Genomic DNA, 20,972 nt, shown 5'->3' on the forward strand with positions numbered 1-20,972 from the left:
AAGACTGATGCCCGAAGTGAACGAACGTTATCGACAGCATCCCGCAAGCCGCCGTTTCACGGTGCGGACCGAGGGGGAAATCACACGGTGGGACACATTCGCTGCGCCCCGCGACTGCCACGGGCGGGACACACCGCCGGATCCAGGACAGGCGCGAAGGAGCCGCTTCGAGGTCGCCGCGCCACCGCGCCGACAGCCGCACGGCACGGTGGCACGGTGCTTCCGGCTGCCGTTCGGACCGATGAGTCGGCACATCGGGCACGACCGGCGCCGCGGGACCGCTTCGGTCGGCTCTCATGAGTGCACACGGGGGACAGAGGTGTCCTCCCGTGTGCCGACGGGAGGTTGACCGATGAAGGTCACGAGGACCCTGCCCTTTCGCCCCCTCTGCCACTTGCTGCCCACGAGACTGGCCGGTCTCTCGATCGCGCTCCTGAAGGCGACCGCCCTCGAACTGGCGATCCTCGCGGGCCATCTTCTCCTCTACCCCTCGGGCATCCTCCCCGAGCGGCGGCAGCCCCTGGCGCTGCCCCGCCACCCCTCGGCGTACGTCCCAGTGGCCATGGAAACGGTCACAGCGGACGAGAACTCCCCAGGAGAACCAGCAGACCCAGGAGAACTAGGAGAAGTAGGAGAACCAGCAGCAGCGGACGCACCTCGCCTGCCCGCACCGGACCAGAAGCCCCCGGTCCTCCTCCTGCACGGCTTCATCGACAACCGCTCCGTCTTCGTCCTCCTGCGCCGCTCCCTCGCGCAGCACGGCAGGCAGCACGTCGAATCGCTCAACTACTCCCCTCTCACCTGCGACATCCGGGCCGCGGCCACACTGCTCGCCCGGCACGTGGAGGAGGTGTGCGAGCGGTCGGGCCGAGACAAGGTCGACATCGTGGGGCACAGCCTGGGCGGCCTGATAGCCCGCTACTACGTGCAGTGCCTCGGCGGTGACACGCGGGTGCGCACGCTCGTCACGCTCGGCACGCCGCACGGCGGCACGCGTGTGGCGCCGCTCGCGGACGCGCACCCGATCGTCCGGCAGATGCGGCCGGGCTCGTCCGTCGTCGAGGAGTTGAAGCGGCCGGCGCCCGGCTGTCGTACGCGCTTCGTGAGCTTCTGGAGCGATCTCGACCAGTTGATGCTGCCCCTCGAGACGGCGTGCGTGGACCACCCGGACCTGCTCGCGCAGAACGTGCGGGTCACGGGCATCGGCCATCTCGCGCTGCCGGTACACCCGGCCGTCGCGATCGGCATCCGGCAGGCCCTCGACGCGGAACACGCGGAGCACGCGGGAGGAGCTCGCGCCGCCGCCAATTCCGGCGGCGGCCTGACAGTGGCCTGACCGCCGATCCGCGCCCCTGCGCAGCCATTTCGTCGAACGGGTCTCGAACCCAGGGCCAAGGAACTGTCCACAGTCCACCCAAAGGCGGCTGATTGCCCGTTTCCCCGGGTCGGGAAACCCGACGAAGATTGTCGTGCCCTCATACCGACGGGTACAGTCACCGCACTGCTCTGGCAGCCCTGTTGTCGAGGCGAAAGAGAAGTTGGTGAACGACCGCAATCCGTCGGGGACCGTGCCTAACGCGGCGTACGACGGTCACTCCGCGACCAGCTTCGCAAGCGATCCACTCTTCGGCGACATGGCAGAGGACCCGTACGAACCGGGTTCCCACGCGACCGGCCAGTGGCACACAGCCCCCCAGCAGCAGTACGCCGACCCCTACGCCTCCGCGTACTACGGCACCGGCACGTACGACACCGGTACCTACGACACGACCGGCGCCTGGGCGACCGGCGGGTACGAGCAGGTCGCCGACATCCCGGCGCAGCACCCCCGGACGATGGCCGAGCAGCACGCCACGGGTCAGTGGGACACGTCGGCGTACGAGACGCAGATGTACGCGGCTCAACACCCCGACACGCAGAGCTTCGACACGCATTCCTTTGAACCCCAGAGCTTCGAACCCCAAAGCTTCGAGACTCAGAGTTTCCAGACCCCGGGCTTCGAGACCCAGAGCTTCGAGTTCCAGGGGTTCGAGGCGCAGCACTTCGAAGCGCAGGGCTTCGAGACCCAGAGCTTCGAGACGCCGAGCTTCAACACGCACGACATGCTCGGCGCGCCCGATCCGCACGACACTCAGGGTTCCACCCACACCTTCCAGGCGCCGGTCTTCGGTACGACCGCCTACGACACGGGCGCGTACGACGCCACGCAGTGGAACGCGGCCGACGCCGTCGCCCCCGCGGAGCCCGAGGCCGAGGACGAGCCCGTCATGGACCCGGCCCCCGAAGCGGAACACCCGCACGGACCCGCCCTCGACGCCGACCCCGCGCCCCCGCAGCCCACATCACGCAGGGCCGGGAAGAACGCGAAGAACGTCTCCCGTGGTCGCGCCGGTCGCCGACGTCCGCCGGCCAAGCGGTCCGCGCTGGTCACCATCGTCGTGCCCTCGGTCTGCGTGGTCGGCGTCGCCGGGATCGCCGCGGCGAGCGTCGGCGGGAGCAGCGGGGACGACGGCAAGGAGGCGCAGGCCGAGGCGGCCCCGGACGCGCAGGCCGTGAAGCCGGCCGTCGCCAACAACAAGCTGGACTCGCAGTTGAAGGACCTGTCCGCCGACGCGGGCGACTTTGCCGACCGGGCGAGCCGCACGCAGGAGCGGATCGACCTCAAGGCGAAGCAGGAGGCGGCGCGCAAGCATGCCGCCGAGGAGGCCGCGCGCAAGGAAGCGGCGCGGCCCAAGTTCGTACTGCCGGTGAAGCAGCACGGGCTGAGCGCCTTCTTCGGGCAGGCCGGCGTCAACTGGATGTCCCAGCACTCCGGCATCGACTTCCCCGTCTCGTACGGGACTCCGGTGATGGCCGCGACGGACGGCACCGTGAAGACGCAGTGGAACAGCGCGTACGGGAACATGGCCATCGTCACCGCCAAGGACGGCACGGAGACCTGGTACTGCCACCTGTCCTCGCACACCGTGATGAGCGGTCCGGTGAAGGCCGGTGACGTGATCGCGCGGTCCGGGAACTCCGGCAACTCCACAGGACCGCACCTGCACTTCGAGGTACGGCCCGGCGGCAGCGCGGCGATCGACCCGCTGCCGTGGCTGCGCAGCCACGGCCTCAACCCGAACTGAGCCGCTCCCCCCGCTACAGCTTCTCGACCGGCGCGTACCGCAGCAGCAGCCGCTTCGGCTTGGGGTCGCCGAAGTCGATCGACGCCTCCGACTTGTCGCCGGTGCCCGACACGCCCACCACCGTGCCCAGCCCGAACTGGTCGTGCGTGACGCGGTCGCCGATGGCGAGGGCGACCACCGGCTTGGAGTTCGCCCGGCTCGTGGCGAAGGCCGGCGTCGTACCCGTGCGGGAGCGCGAGGACGACAGCGTGGCCGCGATGCCGCCGCCGATGCTCTTGGTCGAGGCCGCGGGCGTGGACGGGCCGGTGCGCTTCCAGTCGAGGTGGCCGACGGGGATCTCCTCCAGGAACCGGGAGGGCGGGTTGTACGAGGGCTGACCCCAGGCGCTGCGCATGGAGGCGCGCGTCAGGTAGAGGCGCTGTCGCGCGCGCGTGATGCCCACGTACGCGAGGCGGCGCTCCTCCTCCAGCTCCTTGGCCTGGCCGAGGGAGCGCATGTGCGGGAAGACGCCGTCCTCCAGGCCGGTCAGGAAGACGACCGGGAACTCCAGGCCCTTGGCGGTGTGCAGCGTCATCAGCGTGATGACGCCGCTCCCGTCGTCGTCCTCGTCGGGGATCTGGTCGGAGTCGGCGACGAGCGCGACGCGCTCCAGGAAGGCGGAGAGCCCCCCGCCCATCGTCGTGGCCTCGCCCTCGGTCGTGCCGCCGTCCGCCTCGGCCCCGCCCTCTGCCGTGTCCTCCGTCGCGTCCTCGCCTGCGGCGGACTCCTGCTCGAACTCCAGGGCCACGGCCGCGAGTTCCTGGAGGTTCTCGATCCGGGTCTCGTCCTGCGGGTCGGTGGAGGCCTGGAGTTCGGCGAGGTAGCCGGTGCGCTCGAGGATGGCCTCGAGGACCGTGGCCGGGCCCGCGCCCGACTCCACGATCGTGCGGAGGTCCTCCATCAGCGTGTTGAACCGCTTCACGGCGTTCGCCGAGCGGGCCGCCATCCCGTACGCCTCGTCGACGCGGCGCAGCGCCTGCGGGAAGGAGATCTTCTCGCGCTGGGAGAGCGCGTCGATCATCGCTTCGGCGCGGTCGCCGATGCCGCGCTTGGGCACGTTGAGGATGCGGCGCAGCGGGACCGAGTCCTCGGGGTTGGAGAGCACGCGCAGGTAGGCCAGGACGTCCCTGACCTCCTTGCGCTCGTAGAAGCGGACGCCGCCGACGACCTTGTAGGGCAGGCCGGTGCGGATGAAGATCTCTTCGAAGACACGGGACTGCGCGTTCGTCCGGTAGAAGACCGCGACGTCGCCCGCCAGCGCGTCGCCCGCGTCCGTGAGCCGGTCGATCTCGTCGGCGATGAACTGCGCCTCGTCGTGCTCGGTGTCCGCGACGTAGCCGGTGATCTGGGCGCCGGGCCCCTCGTTCGTCCAGAGGTTCTTGGGGCGGCGCGACTCGTTGCGCTCGATCACCGCGTTCGCCGCGCTGAGGATCGTCTGCGTGGAGCGGTAGTTCTGCTCCAGCATGATCGTCGTCGCGTTCGTGTAGTCCTCTTCGAACTGCAGGATGTTACGGATCGTGGCGCCACGGAACGCGTAGATCGACTGGTCCGCGTCACCCACGACGCACAGCTCCGCCGGGTCCGCCTCCTCCCCCTCGGTGGGGCCGACCAGCTCGCGGACCAGCGCGTACTGCGCGTGGTTCGTGTCCTGGTACTCGTCGACGAGGACGTGGCGGAAGCGGCGGTGGTAGTGCTCCGCGACGTCGGGGAACGCGCGCAGCAGGTTCACCGTCGTCATGATCAGGTCGTCGAAGTCCAGGGCGTTGGCCTCGCGGAGCCGTCCCTGGTACATCCGGTAGGCCTGGGCGAGGGTCTTCTCGAAGCCGTCGGCCGCCGTGCCCGCGAAGTCCTCCTCGTCGATCAGCTCGTTCTTGAGATTGCTGATCTTGGCGCTGAAGGACTTCGGCGGGAACTTCTTCGGGTCCAGGTCCAGGTCGCGGCAGACGAGCGCCATGAGCCGCTTGCTGTCGGCGGCGTCGTAGATCGAGAAGGAGGACGTGAAGCCCAGCTTCTTGCTCTCGCGGCGCAGGATGCGGACGCAGGCGCTGTGGAACGTGGAGACCCACATGGCGTTCGCGCGCGGGCCCACCAGGGCCTCGACGCGCTCCTTCATCTCGCCCGCGGCCTTGTTCGTGAACGTGATCGCGAGGATCTGGCCGGGGTGTGCTCCGCGCTCGGCGAGCAGGTACGCGATGCGGTGCGTGAGGACGCGGGTCTTGCCGGAACCGGCGCCCGCGACGATGAGCAGCGGGGAGCCGCCGTGCACGACGGCCGCCTGCTGGTTCTCGTTCAGCCCCTCGAGGAGGGAGGCCGAGTCGAGGACCGGGCGGGGGGCGCCGTCCCGGTAGTGCGCGTCCCGCTCCGGGGGCACGCCGAACAGCCCCTCCGGCATCGGCTCCGGGGCCCCGTCGTCGTACTCGGGGTCCGGGGGCGGGGGCGGGGGCTCCGCCGCACTGTTCTGGAGGCCGGTCAGGAAGCTGTCGTCAAAGAGGCTGCTCATCGCTCCACGAGTCTAGGCGGCCCCACTGACAACCCGCGGCCCCCTTCAAAATCCGAGGGAGCCCGGAGGGAAATCCGAGCGGGCCCGGAGGGAAATCCGAGGGGGCCCGGAGCAAGAGATCACGAAAATGTATCGGGCATATCGAACATCAACCTTCACAGCAGCCACACGAGTTGGCTACGGTTCAGCCGGGCAGCCCGTCCCCCCGCCCGCGGATGTCGCGGCGAACGGGCAGCCCCCGCTGAGTTCCGTACGCCGCAAGGCAGGGAACCGGGGACCCAACCGACCTTGGGGTGAATCGGTCAGCCGACCGTAGGGCAGCCTTCCACGTACGACGCCCGAACCCGACAGCTAACCCGGTAGGCGGACGACGGAAGGAGTCGCCTGCCTTGGCGTCGCACCGTAAGCCCCGCAGCCGTTCCCGGATCACCGGCGGCCTTCGCACGACCCCGGCCGTCGGCATCACGACCGCCGCCCTCACCTCCGTGGCCCTGCTCTCGCAGACGGCACAGGCCGCGCCCGCGCAGCCGTCGTCGAAGCCGCGCCTCGAAGAGGTCCAGCAGAAGGTCGACACCCTGTACCGGCAGGCCGAGGTCGCCACCCAGAAGTACAACGGCGCGAAGGAGCGGACCGACTCCAAGAAGACCCAGGTCGACAAGCTCCTCGACGATGTCGCGCAGCGCACCGATGACATGAACACGGCCCGCCAGAAGCTCGGCAGATACGCCGCCGAGCAGTACCGCTCGGGCAGTGTCAGCGACACCGCGACCATGTTCCTCGCGGACGACCCGGAGGACTACTTCTCGCAGCGCCAGCTGATGAACCGGCTCACCAGTGAGCAGAAGAAGTCGATCGACGACTATCAGGGGCAGGCGCGCGAGATCGCCGAGAAGCGCGACGAGGCGCAGTCGAGCCTCCAGGACCTCACCGACTCGCAGGCCGAGCTGAGGTCGACGAAGGAGACCGTCCAGACGAAGCTCTCCGACGCGCGCAAGCTGCTGGCCGAGCTGACCGCCGAGGAGAAGGCGCGGCTCGCCGCGATCGAGAAGGCCAAGGAGGCGGCGGCCCGCAAGAAGGCCGCCGAGTTGGCCGCCAAGCAGAAGGCCGCGGAGGCGGCGAAGCGGAAGGCGGCCGAGGAGGCGAAGGAGCAGGAGCAGTCTTCCGGCTCGTCCTCCGGCTCCTCGGGGTCCTCTTCCGGTTCGTCGGGCTCATCGGACGCCTCCTACGCCACGAAGGCCGCGCAGGCGCTGGCGTTCGCCAAGTCACAGGAGGGCAAGCCGTACGTGTGGGGCGCCACGGGCCCGGACTCGTACGACTGCTCGGGCCTTACGCAGGCGGCGTGGAAGTCCGCGGGGATCTCGCTGCCGCGGACGACCTGGGACCAGGTCGAGATCGGCAAGACGGTGCCGCTCTCCGACATCCAACCCGGTGACCTGGTGTTCTTCTACGACGACATCAGCCACGTGGGCCTCTACATGGGCGACGGCATGATGGTGCACGCGCCGAAGCCGGGTGCGGTCGTGCGCGAGGAGTCGATCTACTACGACGGCACGTCGTCGATCCACAGCGTGGTGCGCCCGGCCTGAGCCCACCACGCCTGTGACTCTGACGATGCCGGTGATCAGGTCCAGAGCACCGCGATGAAGATGTTCGCGACGGTGAGCGCGCCGACCGTCGCGAACAGACCCTTCTCGGCCTTCTCCTCGTCCCGCTTCACGTAGACGATGCCGAGGATCACGATCAGGACCGCGAGCTTCACGCCGATCTTGATGTTGTTGACGGTGGAGCCGTCGGCCTGGTTGAGGCCGACCAGGGCGACGCCGGTCACCAGCATGGTCAGCGCGCCGTGCAGCATCGCCTTGTTGAAGCGGGCCGCGCCCTCCTTCATCGCCGACATCTGCGTGAGGAAGCCGCCGAGCAGCGAGGCGATGCCGATGATGTGCAGACCGACGAAGATGTTGATGAGTACGTCCATGGGGCCGGAGCCTACTTGGGCCCGTTTCGGGCCACTTCGGAGCCCCGACGGTCACCCTCTGTCACCGCCCGTAACAAATGGGCCAGTTGCGAACAATCGGCCACCAACCCGTTACGCCGAGGTTTAGCGTCCTTGCTCAGGTGACCGGCTCCCCACCGCCGCCCGGGCCAGGGGCGGCAGTCGGACACCACCGCCGAGAAAGGTCCGGCGGCGACCCGCTCCCCCTGTGCGGGCCGCCGCCGGACGCGCGACCGGGGGCCGTGCGTTTCGGACGGCCGCCCAGAGGAGGACTTTGTGCCGGCAGCGCACCGCAAGCCCCGACCGCGTTCGCTCAGCGTTGGTAGGGCCCGCACCGCGGCCACCCTCGCCCTGGCATCCGCGGCCACCGTCACCGCCCTCGACGGCGGGGCGGCGCACGCGGAGCCCGAGCTCGGCGCCGCCCAGGTGCGGGCCAAGGTCGACAAGCTGTACCAGGAGGCGGAGGTCGCCACCCAGAAGTACAACGGCGCGAAGGAGAAGGCGGACGGGGCGCGGAAGAAGGTGGACGAGCTCCAGGACGAGGCGTCCCGGCGCACCGAATCGCTCAACTCCCAGCGCGAGAAGCTGGGTTCGGTGGCGGCATCCCAGTACCGCACCGGAGGCGTGGACCCTTCGGTCCAGTTGCTCCTCTCCTCCACCCCCGACGCGTACCTCGACAAGGCGTCCCTCACGGAGCGCGTCGGCGCCCGGCAGGCCGCCGCGGTCACCCGCGTGCAGGACGAACTCCGCGAGATCGACCAGCTGCGCGGCGACGCCGACGGCACGCTCTCCGAAATCCGCGCCAAAAAGGCCGAGTTGGAGGACAACAAGAAGAAGGTGAAGCGAAAACTCGCGGAGGCCCGCCGCCTCCTCGACCGCATCACCCCCGAAGAGCGCACCCCCACCGCCACACAGAGCGGGCGCACCTCACGCTCGACGGAACGCGCCGACCTCTCCCAGGCCCCCAACTCCCGCGCCAAGGCCGCGATCTCCTTCGCGTACGGCGCCCTGGGCAGCCCCTACGTATGGGGCGCCACCGGCCCCTCCGCCTTCGACTGCTCGGGCCTCACCCAGGCCGCGTACAAGGCGGCAGGCGTCTCACTCCCCCGCACGACGTACGCCCAGATCGACGCGGGCCCGCGCATCCCGAAGTCCCAGCTCCAACCCGGCGACCTGGTCTTCTTCTACTCCTCGATCAGCCACGTGGGCCTCTACATCGGCGGCGGCAAGATGATCCACGCCCCGAACCCGAGCGCACCGGTACGGGTGGCCCCGATCGACGAGATGCCGTTCGCGGGGGCGACGCGGGTGGCGTGAGCGGTCGGCTCGTCACGCCGACGTGGCGGGGAGCGACGCGAGGAACCGGCGTACGTGGCGGAGCCAGGTCGCCCGGTCTGCCGGGTTCAGGACGTGGGCGGCTCCAGGCAGTTCGATCAGCTGGGCACCCGGGATACCGGCCGCCAGCCGGTACGAGCTCTCGGGCAGCACCAGGCGGTCGCCGGTCGGCACCACCACCAGGGTGGGGGCGGACACCTTCGCCAGATCGGCCCGCACGTCCACCCGGGACACCAGGTCGAAGTGGTCCAGCATGCCCGGCGGCATCGCGGTCAGGGTCTGGGCGACCGGTTCGTCGAGGGCTGCCGGTTCACGGTCCGCCAGGTCCGCCAGGTCCGCCAGGTCCGCCGGGGACATGCAGGACAGGAGGGCGAGCCTTGCCACGTCCTCCCACTGACCCGCGGCCGCAAGGGACTTGATCAGCTGGGCGGCGAGCGCCAGGACCGGATCGGCGGCAGCGAAGCCGGCGGTCAGGACGAGGGCCCGGACACGGCCGGGGTGCCGTGTGGCGATCCGGACGGCGACGACGCTGCCGAGGGATTCTCCGAGGACGGCGAACGAGTCCTGGCCGGCCTCGACGGCGGCCGCGACCAGGCGGTCGGCGAGGTCGTCCAGGTCCAGGGGGCCGGTGGCCACGGCAGAGCCGCCGGCCCCGGGGTAGTGCGGGCCGACGAGGGTGTGGTCCTGGGCGAGGTCGTCGAGGACGAGACCGAAGTTCCCCTCGATGCCACCGCCCGCACCGTGCGCGAGCAGAAGTGCAGGGCCGCTCCCCTGCACGAGAACGTCGAGGCAAGAGGCGGGAAACGCGTGATCGGCAGTCATGGCGCCGACGTTAAACTCCGACATCAGTGTCAGAGTCAAGTCGCTTCTCCGGCAAGGGGAGCAGGGGGAGGCGAGCGGCATGCGCATGCAGGAGATGGTGCGGCGTACCGGGGTTCATGAACGGTTGCTGCGCTACTACGAACAGCAAGGACTCGTGACACCCGACAGGCTGCCCAGCGGCTACCGCATCTACGGCGAGTCGGACGTCGAGACAGTGCGCCGCATTCGCTGTCTGCTGGCGGCAGGCCTTCCGACCGCTCTGATCGCCCAAGTCCTGCCGTGCATCCGGGCGGACGACGAGCGCCTCGTGCCCGCCTGCCCGGATCTGCGCGCCCAACTCCGCCGGGAGGGCGAGCGCATCACCCGCGCCATCGAAGATCTACAGGCGTCGCACGCGATTCTCGACACCATCATCACCGCCGCACCCTCAGGGGCGCCGGCCGCTGAGGCCGCCCCAGCTTCAACTCCCTTCACCAGAAGCTGAGTCGGGGCGCATGGTCGAGTTCCCGGCCGGCTTCAGGCCGTCGTGTGCGCCGCCAGTGCCCGGATGAGCTCCGGCCACAGTTCGCGCGGCCTGTCGTGCCCCATGTCCGGGAGCAGGAGGAGTTCGGCGCCGGGGATCAGCTCGGCCGTGCGACGGCCGCCGTCGGGGGCGATCAGGGTGTCGTCCAGGCCGTGGATCACCAGCGAAGGCACGCTGAGCGCCTGGAGTGCGTCCGCGCGGGAGCCGCTGAGGATCATCGCGCCGAGCTGACGGCCGGTCCCGGCCGGGTAGTAGGCGCGGTCGTAACTGCGAGCGGCCAGATCCCGCAGGACGGCGGCGTCGCCGTACCGTCTGGAGGCCCACACCAGGGCCCTGTCCGCCACCGCGACGTACCCGGAACGGTCGGCCGGCTTCGGGGCGAAAAGCGCCGCCTGCGCCTCCGGGGTCGACCGCCCGCACTCGGGCTCGCCCGTCGAGGACATCATCGAGGTCAAGGTCAGGACGCGCTCTGGCCGGGAGATCGCCATCGTCTGGGCGATCATGCCGCCCATGGAGGCGCCGACCACATGGGCCCGCTCGATACCGAGCGCGGTCAGCAGGCCGAAGGCGTCGTCCGCCATGTCCTGCAGCCGGTACGGGATCATCGCGAGGGCGGCGGGCATGTCCCCCGCGCTCACCGTGGCGATGAACTCCGCCATGTCCACAGGGTGTGCGTCGAACTTGGTGGACAGGCCACTGTCCCGGTTGTCGAAGCGGATCACGTACCTGCCGCGCTCCGCGAGGGTGCCGCAGAAGTCCTCGTCCCAGGCGATCAGCTGGGCACCGAAGCCCATCACGAGCAGCACCACCGGGTCGGCAGGGTCGCCGAAGGTGTCGTACGCGATCGAGATCTCGGGCGATACGTCGACGCTCGGCATCAGTCCGCCCGCCCCGTGGCCGCCACCGTCACGCCAAGGCCCACCATCGCGAGGCCGCCTGCTCCGCCGACCGCCGCGAGGCGGCGCGGGGAGCGGGCGAACCAGGTGCGGGCCGTGGAAGCGGCCAGGCCCCAGACGCTGTCCGAGGCGATCGCGATGACGTTGAACACCAGTCCCAGAAGCAGCATTTGGAGCACGGTGTGCCCGGCCTCCCGGTCGACGAACTGGGGCAGCACCGCCGCGAAGAAGACGATCGTCTTGGGGTTCGCCACACCCACCGCGAAGCCCTCCCACAGGGTGCGCAGAGTCGTCGTGCCCGCCGCGCCCCGCTCCTCGTCGAACACCGCGCGCAGCGAACTCCGTTGACGTATCGCCTTGACGCCCAGATAGATCAGGTACGCGGCGCCCACCAGCTTCAACGTCATGAAGATCGCCACCGACCGCTCGACGAGCGACCCGACACCGAGAGCCACGGCGATCACGAGGACGTACGCCCCGAGCGTGTTGCCCACGACCGTCATCAGCGCGGCGCGCCGCCCCTGTGCGAGAGCACGGCCGACGACGAAGATCACGCTCGGCCCCGGGATGACGATCAGCAGCAAGGACATCGCCGCGAAGGCCAGGAGGCGGTCGGTGGACATCATGGGATCCATGGAGCCACATCCGGGGCCATGAACGCACCCGGATAACGGATCCGCCGGATCTGTCCCTCCTGCGCATGGCCAACCCTGCGGCTTGCGGCTCAGCCGGAGGTGCGTCCGACATGGGTGACCAGAATGCGGATCACGTCGTCGTCGATGACGTACAGAGCCCGATAGACACCGACTCGCAGACGCCGGTAACTGCTGCCGTACGGCGTCGAGTTGGCTGGGCGGGGATTTGTGGCCAGGCTGTCGACGGCTTCGTACAGAGCGGCCAGACCGTCGGGGTCGTCCTTGAGGAATCGCACGGCGGCACTGGTGGCCTCCGGCTCCCAGATGATGCCGTACGTCACCGGCGCAGCCCCAGCAGCCGGCCGACCTCGTCGTGCGACATGCCCTCGCCCAGCGCCCCCTCCGCCTTGCTCCGCTCACGCTCGGCGATCGCGAGCGAGTCCTCCAAATCCTCTATCACCTGGGGCGATACGAGGAGCGCGGCCACGTGGCCGTGATCGGTGAGGGCGATGGTCTCGCGGCCGTGTGCGGCGCGGCGCACGAGGTCGCCCAGCTCGGAGCGTGCCTTGCTGATGGCGATCTCAGTCATGCCCACATGGTGGCACAAGATTAATCTTGTGCCATATTCACGCCGCCCGCCACGGGGCGGCACGTCCGGCACAGCCCGCCCGGCAAGGCTGCGCGCTTTACGCGCCTTCCTGACCTCAGAGGTCATCGCCTCGGCCCCGCCCGCACCGACAGGATGAGGAATTCCTCCGCGTCGCAGGACGCGGACCACGACGGAGAGGTTCGCCATGTCCACAGCCGCACCAGCCAACACCCGTACGGTGACAGAGGACTTGCTGCGCAGGATCGGCGAGGGCGACCCCGAGCGCATCGCCGAGCTGTATGCCGAACAGGGCGACTGGAAGTTGAACTGGCCGGAGACCGAGCACGGTCGCGCCACCACGCCGTGGATCCGTCACCGGTCTTCACGGGCCGACGCCGCCGCCCACTACCGCGCGCTTGCCGAGCATCATGTGCCGGAGCACGTGGCGACCGAGGTCGAGCGCATCCTCATCGACGGTAACGACGCGGTGGTGCTCGGCGAGATCCGCCAGACAGCCCGGCCCACCGGACGTGCGTATCGTGCACGATTCGCTCTCCACCTCACCGTCGAAGACGGTCTTGTCACCCGCCACCACGTCTACGAGGACAGCCTCGCCGTCGCCCAGGCGTTCGGGGTGGACGGCCGCTGAGGTGACCGCGTGATCGCGGGCGCGTCCACCGGACGTCGCTCACACCAGCCGACGCGCCGTCGCCCACCGCGTCAGCTCGTGGCGGTTCGAGAGCTGGAGCTTGCGGAGGACCGCTGAGACGTGGGACTCGACCGTCTTCACCGAGATGAAGAGTTGCTTGGCGATCTCCTTGTAGGCGTAGCCGCGCGCGATGAGGCGCAGGACCTCGCGTTCGCGCTGCGTGAGGCGGTCCAGGTCCTCGTCGACCGGCGGCGCGTCCGTGGACGCGAAGGCGTCGAGGACGAAGCCCGCCAGGCGCGGCGAGAACACCGCGTCGCCTTCCTGGACGCGGAAGATGGAGTTGACGAGGTCGGTGCCGGTGATCGTCTTCGTGACGTAGCCGCGGGCGCCGCCACGGATCACGCCGATCACGTCCTCCGCCGCGTCCGAGACCGAGAGGGCCAGGAAGCGGACCGGGTTCTCCGCGTCCGCCATCATCTGGGCGCTGCGGCGCAGGACTTCGACGCCGCCGCCACCGGGGAGGTGCACGTCGAGGAGGACGACCTCGGGACGCGTCGCCGTGATCACCGTGACCGCCTGGTCGACGTCGGCGGCCTCGCCGACCACCTCGACACCCGTCTCCTCGGTGCGGCCGATCTCCGCCTGGACGCCGGTGCGGAACATCCGGTGGTCGTCGACCAGGACCACTCGTACCCGTCGCTCCTGAGCTGCCTCGTCGGTCATGACGCCCCTTCCGCCCTCTTCATGGTCAGTTCGACCTCCGTGCCACCGTCCGGCACCGCCCGCAGCCGGGCCGTCCCGCCGTTGCGTTCCATTCGGCCGATGATCGATTCTCTTACGCCCATGCGGTCGGGCGGGATGGAGTCGAGGTCGAAGCCGGGGCCCCGGTCGCGTACGGAGACGAAGACCATGTCCCCGTCCACGTCCCCCTCGACCTCCGCGTACACCTGGACGGCGCCGCCCACGCCACCGTACTTGGCGGCGTTCACCATGGCTTCCCTCGCGGCCTGCATCTGTGCCGACAGTTGATCGTCGAGCGGGGTGTCGCCCACCACCACGACCTCCAGCGGGACCCCGTGCTTGTCCTCGACCTCCGCCGCGTTGCGCTTCACCGCCTCCGCAACCGTCTCCGGCTCCTGCGGGTTCTCCGCGGCGGCCGGTTTGTAGAGCCACGCGCGCAGGTCGCGCTCCTGGGCGCGGGCGAGGCGGCGCACCTCGGCCGGATTGTCCGCGCCCCGCTGGATCAGGGTGAGCGTGTGCAGGACCGAGTCGTGCACATGCGCCGCGACCTCCGCCCGCTCCTGTGCGCGGATGCGCATCAGGCGTTCCTCGGAGAGGTCCTGCGTCATACGGATCAGGTACGGGCCCGCGAGGAGCGCGATGCCCACGATGACGGCGAGCGCCGCCTGGAGGATCGGGCCGATGTGTTCCGTGGCGCCCTGCGTGACGAAGATGCCGGTGACGCCCGCGCCGACGAGCAGCACCCCGGAGGCCGCGCGCGCCAGACTCAGCGTGCGCCGGCGGCGGCCGACCTCCATCCAACGGGCCCTGCGCGCGTTGTCGGCCTGTCGCCAGACGAGCGCGACGCCCGCCGCGACGAGCACGGTGGGGATCAGGTACGCCTTGGTGTTGCCGGTCAGGTTCACGTTCTCCACGAAGATCATCGCTACGACGACCATCAGGAGCAGGGCGAGGATCTGGCCCTTGTCCGGCTTGCGCGTCACCAGCCTGCGGCGGCCGTCGACGGACGTCTCCGTGCTGAGGACGGGCGGCCGGTCCGCGCCGACACCGCCCACGCCGAGCGGCACGAAGAACCAGAACGCCGCGTACAGCAACGCGCCAAGACCATCCGCCATGAACAGGCCCACGAAGACCAGGCGCACCCAGATCACCGGCAGCCCGAGATGCCCCGCGAGGCCCCGCGCCACTCCGCCCAGCCAGCGTCCGTCACTGCTGCGGTAGAGCTTGCGCGGCGGCCGCGGGTCGTCTCGGTTCTCGGCGAGAGAGGCGGGCGCTGCTTCCGACATGCCACCGATCGTCACACGCGGCAGGGGGCCGGGCATCAGGGTTCGGCCCGGATACTTCCCTGATCTTCGGGCCGGGGCCCGTGATCTTCGGGCTGGGGTACGTGACTCTTCGGTCCGGGGAGCCGTCGACGCGGATGGCACGGGGCCTCAGGGGTGATCTCAGGGTTCGGCCAGGGTTGTCCCGGCTGCCGCGGGCGGGTCCCGGCCGTCACGATGTACGTATGACGGAGCAGCCCCTTCAGGACACGGACACCGTGGCCCCCGACCCGACACCGGCCAGGCCGCTGCGCGGCTTCCGCAGGGACCGGCGGTACAAGACGCTGGGCGGGGTGTGCGCGGGGCTCGGCCGGCAGTGCGACATGGATCCGGTGATCTTCCGCATCGGCCTCTCGGTGCTCGCGGTGACCGGCGGCGTCGGGCTGATCTTCTACGGCTTCGCGTGGCTGTTCGTCCCGTACGAGGACGAGGACGAGAACGAGTTCCGCAAGCTCCTCACGGGGCGGGTGGACGGTCCTGGCCTTGCCGCGATCGTCACCGCGCTCGTCGGGTGCGGGGTGTTCCTCTCCATGCTGAACAACGGGGGCGCGCTCACCTTCGCCGTCGTGCTCGCGCTGCTGCTGGCCGGGGCCGGTTACTGGTCGCAGGCGCGGCGCACCGCCGATCCGGACCCGGTGGCCGCGCAGGCCGTCGCGGACGCGCCGCCGGAGGCGCAGGCGCCGCCGGTCGCGCGCGGGCCTTCGTGGTGGCGCGACCCGATCGTGAAGGACGGCACGCACGACGGAGGCACCGGCTACCTGTGGGGTCCGCCGGGCGCCGAGGAGCGCCCGGCGGCGGCGCGGTTCGGCTCCTGGCGCGGGCCTGTCTCCGCCGGGCCCGCCGCGCCACCACGGCCCGCCGGGCCGCGCGGCATCGGCGCGCTGACGTTCCTCGGCGCGCTGATCGCGGGCGGCATCGGCACGGGCGTGACGTGGGACGAGCGCACCCTCGACGCCAGCCTGCAGACCGGACTGGCCTGTGCGCTCGCCGTGTTCGGCCTCGGCATCGCGGTGAGCGCGTTCCGCGGCCGCACCGGGGTCGGCTCGATCCTCCTCGCGCTGATCACGGCGGGCCTGCTCACGGCGTCCGCCGCGCTGCCCTCGAACATCAGCACGCAGTGGGCCCGCACCGACTGGGCGCCCGCGCGCGCGGCGGATGTTCGGCCGAACTACGAACTGGGCTCGGGCGACGGCACGCTCGACCTCTCCAAGGTGGACATCGCCAAGGGCGCCACGACCGCCACCCACGTCGAGGTCGGTGCGGGGCGGGCGAGGATCGTGCTGCCCCCGGACGCCGACGCCGAGCTGCACCTGGAGGTCGGGGTCGGTGCGATCCGGCTGCCCGCCGATGTGTCGCGCGATGTGGACATCCGGCCGGGACTGGACCGGAACATCACGATTCCCGCGGCGAAGGCCTCCGGCACGATCGAGGTGCACGTCGAGGTCGGGCTCGGACAGGTGGAGGTGGATCGTGCGGCGTGAATTCCATCCGGGGCGGCTGGTGGCCGGGCTGGTGCTGATGGTGACGGCGGTTGTGTATTTCGGCGATGCGGGGGGCGCGTGGGACGCGCCGTGGTTCGTGGGGATTCCGCTGGTGGGCGGGGGGCTGTGCGTGGCGGCGGTCGTCGGCACGGCCCGGCGCCTGGCAACCCGCCCCCGGGGCTCCGCCCCGGACCCCGCTGCTCAATCGCCGCAGGGGCTTAAATAACCGACCCGAGCCATTCAATCGCCGCCGGGGGACCATCAGCCCCGCCGGCGATTGAGGCGATCCAGCCCTGCCGGCGCCTGAGGCGCGTACACCAAGCCCCAGCGGCGGGCGCGCACACCGAGCCCCAGCGGCGGGTGGGCACATCAAGCGCCTGCGGCGATTGAGCAGCGGGGTACGGGGCGGAGCCCCGGGCTTTCGAGCCCCGCCGGCGATTGAGGCGCGGGGGCCGGGGCGGAGCCCCGTGGCCGTCACCGCGTCCGGTTCAATACTCGGACGACCGCAGCCTTCGGCCCCGCCACCAGGAATCCACCGACCACACCGCCGCTCCCGCCAGAACCAGTGGGAGCCACGCCATCAGATACGCCAAGTCGTTCCCGAGGTAATACGGTTCCGTCGCCCAGCTCACCGTCAGCCACAGGCTCAACGAGATCAGCGCCCCGCCGACCGCCGCGAGCCGCGCGAGGACACCGAGCAGCGTGCCGACCCCGACCACCAGCTCGCCGAAGGCAATCGCGTAGCCGAACCCCGCCGGCGACTTCAGCGCGAGGTCGACGAGCTCCGGGATCGCGGACGTGTCCCGCACCCCCCGCATCTGGTCACCGATCGAGCCGCCCCCACTGGCCTTGAAGAACGCGCTGTCGGTGAGCTTGTCGAAGGCCGCGTAGATGAACGTGACGCCAAGGAAGGCGCGCAGCGGCACCAGGGCGTACCGCTGCGCGGTCTCGCGCCAGCCGCCCCGTGGCGGGCCGTAGTTCGTGGTCAGGTCGGATCGCATGCTGTGCGCCATAGCCGCTCCGCCGCCTCTCGCGCGCCGCTCGCGCCTGGTGTCTTTACCTGACCATACGTACGAGAGCACGCCCCGGCTCAGCGCGGAAGCCGTTCGGCCGCCTCAGTCGACGACGTCGATGCCGCAGCGGTTCGTCTCCACGCCCGCCGCCGTGATCACCTGCACCTCGACCCGACCCGGCTCCACGTCCACCGGAACCGGCACGGTGAGCAGCGCGTCGGTCGGGTTGGTGAAGCCGCCGGGGACCGGGACCAGCGGCACATGGACGTGGACCGGGCCGATCCGCACGGCGACCCGAGCGAGCTGGTCCACGACGCCCGCGCCGGGCGGCACGAACCCGGAGCCGCGGATCTCGATGTCGTCGCCGGTGCGGATCGGCGCGTCCAGGTCCCCGGCCTCCCGCGCCCGCACGACGGACAGGATCGCCGGCCGGCCGCCCTCCGTGTACTTGCCGGCGAGATACGTCGCCGCGGACACGCCCACCAGGACCGCGAGGGACCACGGCAGGTCGGGCAGCTGGTCGGGGCGGCGCGCGAGGCGGACGACCGCCCAGACGACGGCGGCCGCGCCCACGGCTACGTACTGGATGTCGGTGAAGCTGCCGCGCCCGGAGTCGTCGGTGAGCACGTCGGCGGCGCGCGGCCGGGGCGCCCGCAGCTTCTGCAGCCGCTGCCCGCCGACCCGGACCCCGACCACCCGCCGCACCAGCACGGCCACCCCGCACACCACGGCGAGCACCGTCAACAGGCCTGCCCCGCGCGCAAGTTCGAGGCCGCCGATGAGCGCGTCACGACGCCCTGGGTCGGCCGCGAGCGCCAGTTCACCCGCGAGGACGAGGACCGCGTACACGGTCGGCAGAAGCACGCCGCACGCCACCGCCCGCGAGGTCGACAGGCGGTTGTCCTCGCCGATCAGCGGCGCGAGCAGGCCGCCGCGTGCCCGGTGCAGATACCCGGCCGCGGTGAGCAGTCCGGCCACCACAAACGCGGCCACGAGCCCCGCCGTGCGGGCGGCGGTCCAGCCGGCGCCGATCGCGGTGAGCGACTGGCCTATCAGCAGCGCGCACACGCCGCCCCACACCACGTACAGCGTGCGCGGCCACAGCCGGGTGAACCAGGCCACGCCCTCCTCACGGCCGCGGTCGGCCATCGCCCGCGCGGACTGGGTGAGTTCGTCGGAGATCCACTGCCGCGACGCCCCCGCCGAGTACGCGACGGCCGCGGGCAACCCGTGCCCCGCCGCCAACTCATCCCGCTTGGCCGCAAATCGGGCAACGGCCCTGCGATGACCCTCGCGCGCCCCCCGCGGACAGTCGCCACAGGTACACCCGCCCTCGTGCGCCGTCCGGTCGTCCCGCGCTTCCTGCACCGCCACTGCCGCCGCCCCACCCTCGTCAACTTCCGCACCTTGAAGGCGAATTGTGCCGCACGCCGGGGGCGCGAACGTCGCACGGGCCCACCCCGCACGGGTGAACGGCTTTGACCTGCATTGACCGGAGTATTGACGTCACTGCGAGAATTTCCGTATGGCCGAGATCATCCAGCGTGACGGAACCTGGGCCTTCGACGGGACCACGGTCCGCATCACACCAGGTCTGCACCGGTCGGTCGCCCTGCTGCGGCAGACCTACGGCGAGATCGACGTGCCGCTCACCGCCGTCGCCGGCGTCGCCTACGAACCCGAGCGCAAGCGCGGCCGTCTCCGCCTCACCCTGCGCGAGGCCTCGGACCCGCTGCTCCAGGCCACCGGCGGCCGCCTCCCGGACACCGCCGACCCGTACCGGCTCACGGTCGACGCGGACCGCTCCGGGGTCGCCGAGTACGTCGCCGAGGAGATCCGCCAGGCCCTGCTGCTCGAACAACTCCCGCCGGGCCCCGCCGATTCGTACCTCGTCCCGGGGCCCGCCGTGCCGGTCTCGGTGCGCTCCAGCGACGGCCTCGTCTCCTTCGACGGCAGCCGGGTCCGCATCGACTGGAGCGAGACCTCGGACCGGGTGAAGCGTTCCACGGGCCCCCGCGTCATCGCGCTCGACGACCTCGACGAGGTCGAGTGGGTCCCCAACTCCGGTTACGAGGACGGGGTGATGCGCTTCATCCCCAAGGGCTCCCCGCACTCCAAGGACTCCCCGCACTCCAAGGGCTCCCCGCACTCCAAACTGCCGGCGGAGAAGGACCCGTACGCCCTCGACCTGTGGGGCAACGCCCGCAAGGACCTGCTGACCGCCCTCGTCGCCGCGGCGGTCACGGCCCGCCTCCCGCACCCCTCGGCGCCGCGCGGCACTCCTCCGCTGCTGCCCCGGCGGGCCGACCACGACGTGCTGCTGCGGCGCCTGCGGGAGCTGGGCGAGCTGCACCGCAGCCACGTGCTCACGGACGAGGAGTTCGCGGCGACGAAACGGGCGGTGCTGCGCGACTTCCGCTGATCACCCACGTATCAGAAGTATCAGGAGAGCAGGTCCGGCTCGCTGCGCGTGATGTCCTGCCACAGGCTCTGGTAGTTGATCCAGCCCACGAGGTCACTGCCCGTCTGCTCGTGGGTCGCCACCGCCTGCCGCCGGTCGATCAGCACCGGACGCCCCGCCGCACGCGCCGCCAACTGCACCTCGCAGGCCCGCTCCAGGGCGATGAACCACCAGGCCGCCGCGTCCACCGAGTCGCCCACCGTGAGCAGCCCGTGGTTGCGCAGCACGAGCGCCTTGTGCGAGGCGAGGGCGACGGCGATCCGTTTGCCCTCCTCCGGGTCCACGCCGACGCCCGTGTACTCGTCGAGCAGCGCGTGGTCCTCGTAGAACGCGCAGGCCTCCTGCGTGATCGGCTCGATCAGTTCGCCGAGCGCGGCCACGGCGCGGCCGTACGTGGAGTGGCAGTGCGCAACCGCGACCACCTCGGGGCGGGCGCGGTGCACTGCTACGTGCGTGGTGAAGGCGGCCTGGTTGACGTGGAAGCGGCCGTCCACGACCTGCCCGTCCCCGTTCGCGAGCACGAGGTCGCTCACCGTGACGTGCCTGAAGGGCACGCCGAACGGGTTGACCCAGTAGCAGTCGTCGTACTCCGGGTCGCGGGCGGTGATGTGCCCGGAGACCCCTTCCTCGTAGCCCGCCCGCCCGAAGACGCGCAGGGCGCCCGCGAGCCGCTCCTTGCGGTACCTGCGCTCGTCGGCGTACGTCTCGTGCCGCGGCGGCATCGCGAATCGGAGCTGGTCGTGGGGTATCGGGGCGGGGGGCTGCGTCGACATGCTGCGGAAGGTACCTCCGCTTCCGCCAAGGTGACAGGGCCGTCGTGTGAAAAGAATGCGGCGAAACGCGCGGGG

21 protein-coding genes and 1 riboswitch are annotated in these 20,972 nt (G+C 70.8%); of the genes, 9 read left to right on the plus strand and 12 right to left on the minus strand.

Going from position 1 to position 20,972, the window contains the following annotated elements:
* Positions 1–352: 352 nt before the first annotated feature.
* Complete coding sequence (locus ABT004_RS11885) at positions 353–1,336, plus strand: lipase family alpha/beta hydrolase (RefSeq protein ID WP_351334514.1); 984 nt, start codon at positions 353–355, stop codon at positions 1,334–1,336.
* Between the two features lie 205 nt (positions 1,337–1,541).
* On the plus strand, positions 1,542–3,125 hold the full coding sequence (locus ABT004_RS11890) for a M23 family metallopeptidase (protein ID WP_451189773.1): 1,584 nt from the start codon (positions 1,542–1,544) through the stop codon (positions 3,123–3,125).
* Positions 3,126–3,138: 13 nt separating this feature from the next.
* On the opposite strand, the gene pcrA is transcribed toward ABT004_RS11890, so the two are convergent.
* Entirely contained in the window at positions 3,139–5,664 is a 2,526-nt protein-coding gene (gene pcrA, locus ABT004_RS11895; protein WP_351334517.1) for a DNA helicase PcrA, read from the minus strand.
* A gap of 243 nt (positions 5,665–5,907) precedes the next feature.
* A riboswitch (cyclic di-AMP (ydaO/yuaA leader) is annotated at positions 5,908–6,046 on the plus strand.
* A gap of 7 nt (positions 6,047–6,053) precedes the next feature.
* Here pcrA and ABT004_RS11900 point away from each other — a divergent pair.
* Positions 6,054–7,250 (plus strand): C40 family peptidase, encoded by a 1,197-nt coding sequence (locus ABT004_RS11900; protein WP_351334520.1) that lies wholly within the window; start codon positions 6,054–6,056, stop codon positions 7,248–7,250.
* Positions 7,251–7,285: 35 nt separating this feature from the next.
* Here ABT004_RS11900 and ABT004_RS11905 read toward each other — a convergent pair whose 3' ends face one another.
* Positions 7,286–7,639 (minus strand): hypothetical protein, encoded by a 354-nt coding sequence (locus tag ABT004_RS11905; RefSeq protein ID WP_351334522.1) that lies wholly within the window; start codon positions 7,637–7,639, stop codon positions 7,286–7,288.
* Positions 7,640–7,933: 294 nt separating this feature from the next.
* Here ABT004_RS11905 and ABT004_RS11910 point away from each other — a divergent pair, with 294 nt between their 5' ends.
* Positions 7,934–8,974 (plus strand): C40 family peptidase, encoded by a 1,041-nt coding sequence (locus tag ABT004_RS11910; RefSeq protein ID WP_351334525.1) that lies wholly within the window; start codon positions 7,934–7,936, stop codon positions 8,972–8,974.
* A 12-nt stretch (positions 8,975–8,986) separates the two neighbouring features.
* Here the strand turns inward: ABT004_RS11910 and ABT004_RS11915 are convergent, their stop codons facing one another.
* Complete coding sequence (locus ABT004_RS11915) at positions 8,987–9,814, minus strand: alpha/beta fold hydrolase (RefSeq protein WP_351334528.1); 828 nt, start codon at positions 9,812–9,814, stop codon at positions 8,987–8,989.
* Positions 9,815–9,893: 79 nt separating this feature from the next.
* On the opposite strand from ABT004_RS11915, the gene ABT004_RS11920 reads away from it, so the two are divergent.
* Entirely contained in the window at positions 9,894–10,298 is a 405-nt protein-coding gene (locus tag ABT004_RS11920) for a MerR family transcriptional regulator (RefSeq protein WP_351334531.1), read from the plus strand.
* A 32-nt stretch (positions 10,299–10,330) separates the two neighbouring features.
* On the opposite strand, the gene ABT004_RS11925 is transcribed toward ABT004_RS11920, so the two are convergent.
* The 4 genes from ABT004_RS11925 to ABT004_RS11940 form a co-directional block, all read right to left on the minus strand.
* Positions 10,331–11,215, minus strand: a complete 885-nt coding sequence (locus tag ABT004_RS11925; RefSeq protein WP_351334534.1) for an alpha/beta fold hydrolase — start codon at positions 11,213–11,215, stop codon at positions 10,331–10,333.
* Positions 11,215–11,859 (minus strand): LysE family translocator, encoded by a 645-nt coding sequence (locus ABT004_RS11930; RefSeq protein ID WP_351334675.1) that lies wholly within the window; start codon positions 11,857–11,859, stop codon positions 11,215–11,217. The genes ABT004_RS11925 and ABT004_RS11930 overlap by 1 nt, the downstream gene beginning before the upstream one ends.
* 98 nt (positions 11,860–11,957) lie before the next feature.
* Positions 11,958–12,209 carry a type II toxin-antitoxin system RelE family toxin gene (locus ABT004_RS11935; RefSeq protein WP_351334537.1) on the minus strand — a complete coding sequence of 84 codons (252 nt, stop codon included), beginning with the start codon at positions 12,207–12,209 and terminating at the stop codon, positions 11,958–11,960.
* Positions 12,206–12,457 carry a type II toxin-antitoxin system Phd/YefM family antitoxin gene (locus ABT004_RS11940; protein WP_351334540.1) on the minus strand — a complete coding sequence of 84 codons (252 nt, stop codon included), beginning with the start codon at positions 12,455–12,457 and terminating at the stop codon, positions 12,206–12,208. Before ABT004_RS11940 ends, ABT004_RS11935 begins: the two co-directional genes overlap by 4 nt.
* 205 nt (positions 12,458–12,662) lie before the next feature.
* Between ABT004_RS11940 and ABT004_RS11945 the strand changes: the two genes are divergently transcribed.
* The gene (locus ABT004_RS11945) at positions 12,663–13,106 is read left to right on the plus strand and encodes a nuclear transport factor 2 family protein (protein ID WP_351334542.1); all 444 of its coding nucleotides are present in this window, start codon (positions 12,663–12,665) and stop codon (positions 13,104–13,106) included.
* A gap of 39 nt (positions 13,107–13,145) precedes the next feature.
* On the opposite strand, the gene ABT004_RS11950 is transcribed toward ABT004_RS11945, so the two are convergent.
* On the minus strand, positions 13,146–13,829 hold the full coding sequence (locus ABT004_RS11950; RefSeq protein ID WP_351334544.1) for a LuxR C-terminal-related transcriptional regulator: 684 nt from the start codon (positions 13,827–13,829) through the stop codon (positions 13,146–13,148).
* Positions 13,826–15,133: an ATP-binding protein gene (locus ABT004_RS11955; protein WP_351334546.1), complete on the minus strand. Its 1,308-nt coding sequence runs from the start codon at positions 15,131–15,133 to the stop codon at positions 13,826–13,828. The genes ABT004_RS11950 and ABT004_RS11955 overlap by 4 nt, the downstream gene beginning before the upstream one ends.
* 221 nt (positions 15,134–15,354) lie before the next feature.
* On the opposite strand from ABT004_RS11955, the gene ABT004_RS11960 reads away from it, so the two are divergent.
* Positions 15,355–16,650, plus strand: a complete 1,296-nt coding sequence (locus tag ABT004_RS11960; RefSeq protein WP_351334549.1) for a PspC domain-containing protein — start codon at positions 15,355–15,357, stop codon at positions 16,648–16,650.
* Positions 16,640–16,876, plus strand: a complete 237-nt coding sequence (locus tag ABT004_RS11965) for a hypothetical protein (protein ID WP_451189785.1) — start codon at positions 16,640–16,642, stop codon at positions 16,874–16,876. The genes ABT004_RS11960 and ABT004_RS11965 overlap by 11 nt, the downstream gene beginning before the upstream one ends.
* Positions 16,877–17,138: 262 nt before the next feature.
* Here ABT004_RS11965 and ABT004_RS11970 read toward each other — a convergent pair whose 3' ends face one another.
* Both ABT004_RS11970 and ABT004_RS11975 read right to left on the minus strand, forming a co-directional pair.
* Positions 17,139–17,663 carry a DoxX family protein gene (locus tag ABT004_RS11970; RefSeq protein WP_351334552.1) on the minus strand — a complete coding sequence of 175 codons (525 nt, stop codon included), beginning with the start codon at positions 17,661–17,663 and terminating at the stop codon, positions 17,139–17,141.
* 102 nt (positions 17,664–17,765) lie between these two features.
* Positions 17,766–19,037, minus strand: coding sequence for a hypothetical protein (locus ABT004_RS11975; RefSeq protein ID WP_351334554.1), 1,272 nt, complete (start codon positions 19,035–19,037; stop codon positions 17,766–17,768).
* Positions 19,038–19,188: 151 nt separating this feature from the next.
* Here ABT004_RS11975 and ABT004_RS11980 point away from each other — a divergent pair, with 151 nt between their 5' ends.
* Positions 19,189–20,085 carry a DUF4429 domain-containing protein gene (locus ABT004_RS11980; RefSeq protein WP_351334557.1) on the plus strand — a complete coding sequence of 299 codons (897 nt, stop codon included), beginning with the start codon at positions 19,189–19,191 and terminating at the stop codon, positions 20,083–20,085.
* A gap of 20 nt (positions 20,086–20,105) precedes the next feature.
* Here ABT004_RS11980 and ABT004_RS11985 read toward each other — a convergent pair whose 3' ends face one another.
* On the minus strand, positions 20,106–20,897 hold the full coding sequence (locus tag ABT004_RS11985; RefSeq protein WP_351334559.1) for a class II aldolase/adducin family protein: 792 nt from the start codon (positions 20,895–20,897) through the stop codon (positions 20,106–20,108).
* Between the last annotated feature and the right edge of the window lie 75 nt (positions 20,898–20,972).

This window comes from Streptomyces sp. NPDC002790, from assembly GCF_040295505.1.
Taxonomy (GTDB): domain Bacteria; phylum Actinomycetota; class Actinomycetes; order Streptomycetales; family Streptomycetaceae; genus Streptomyces.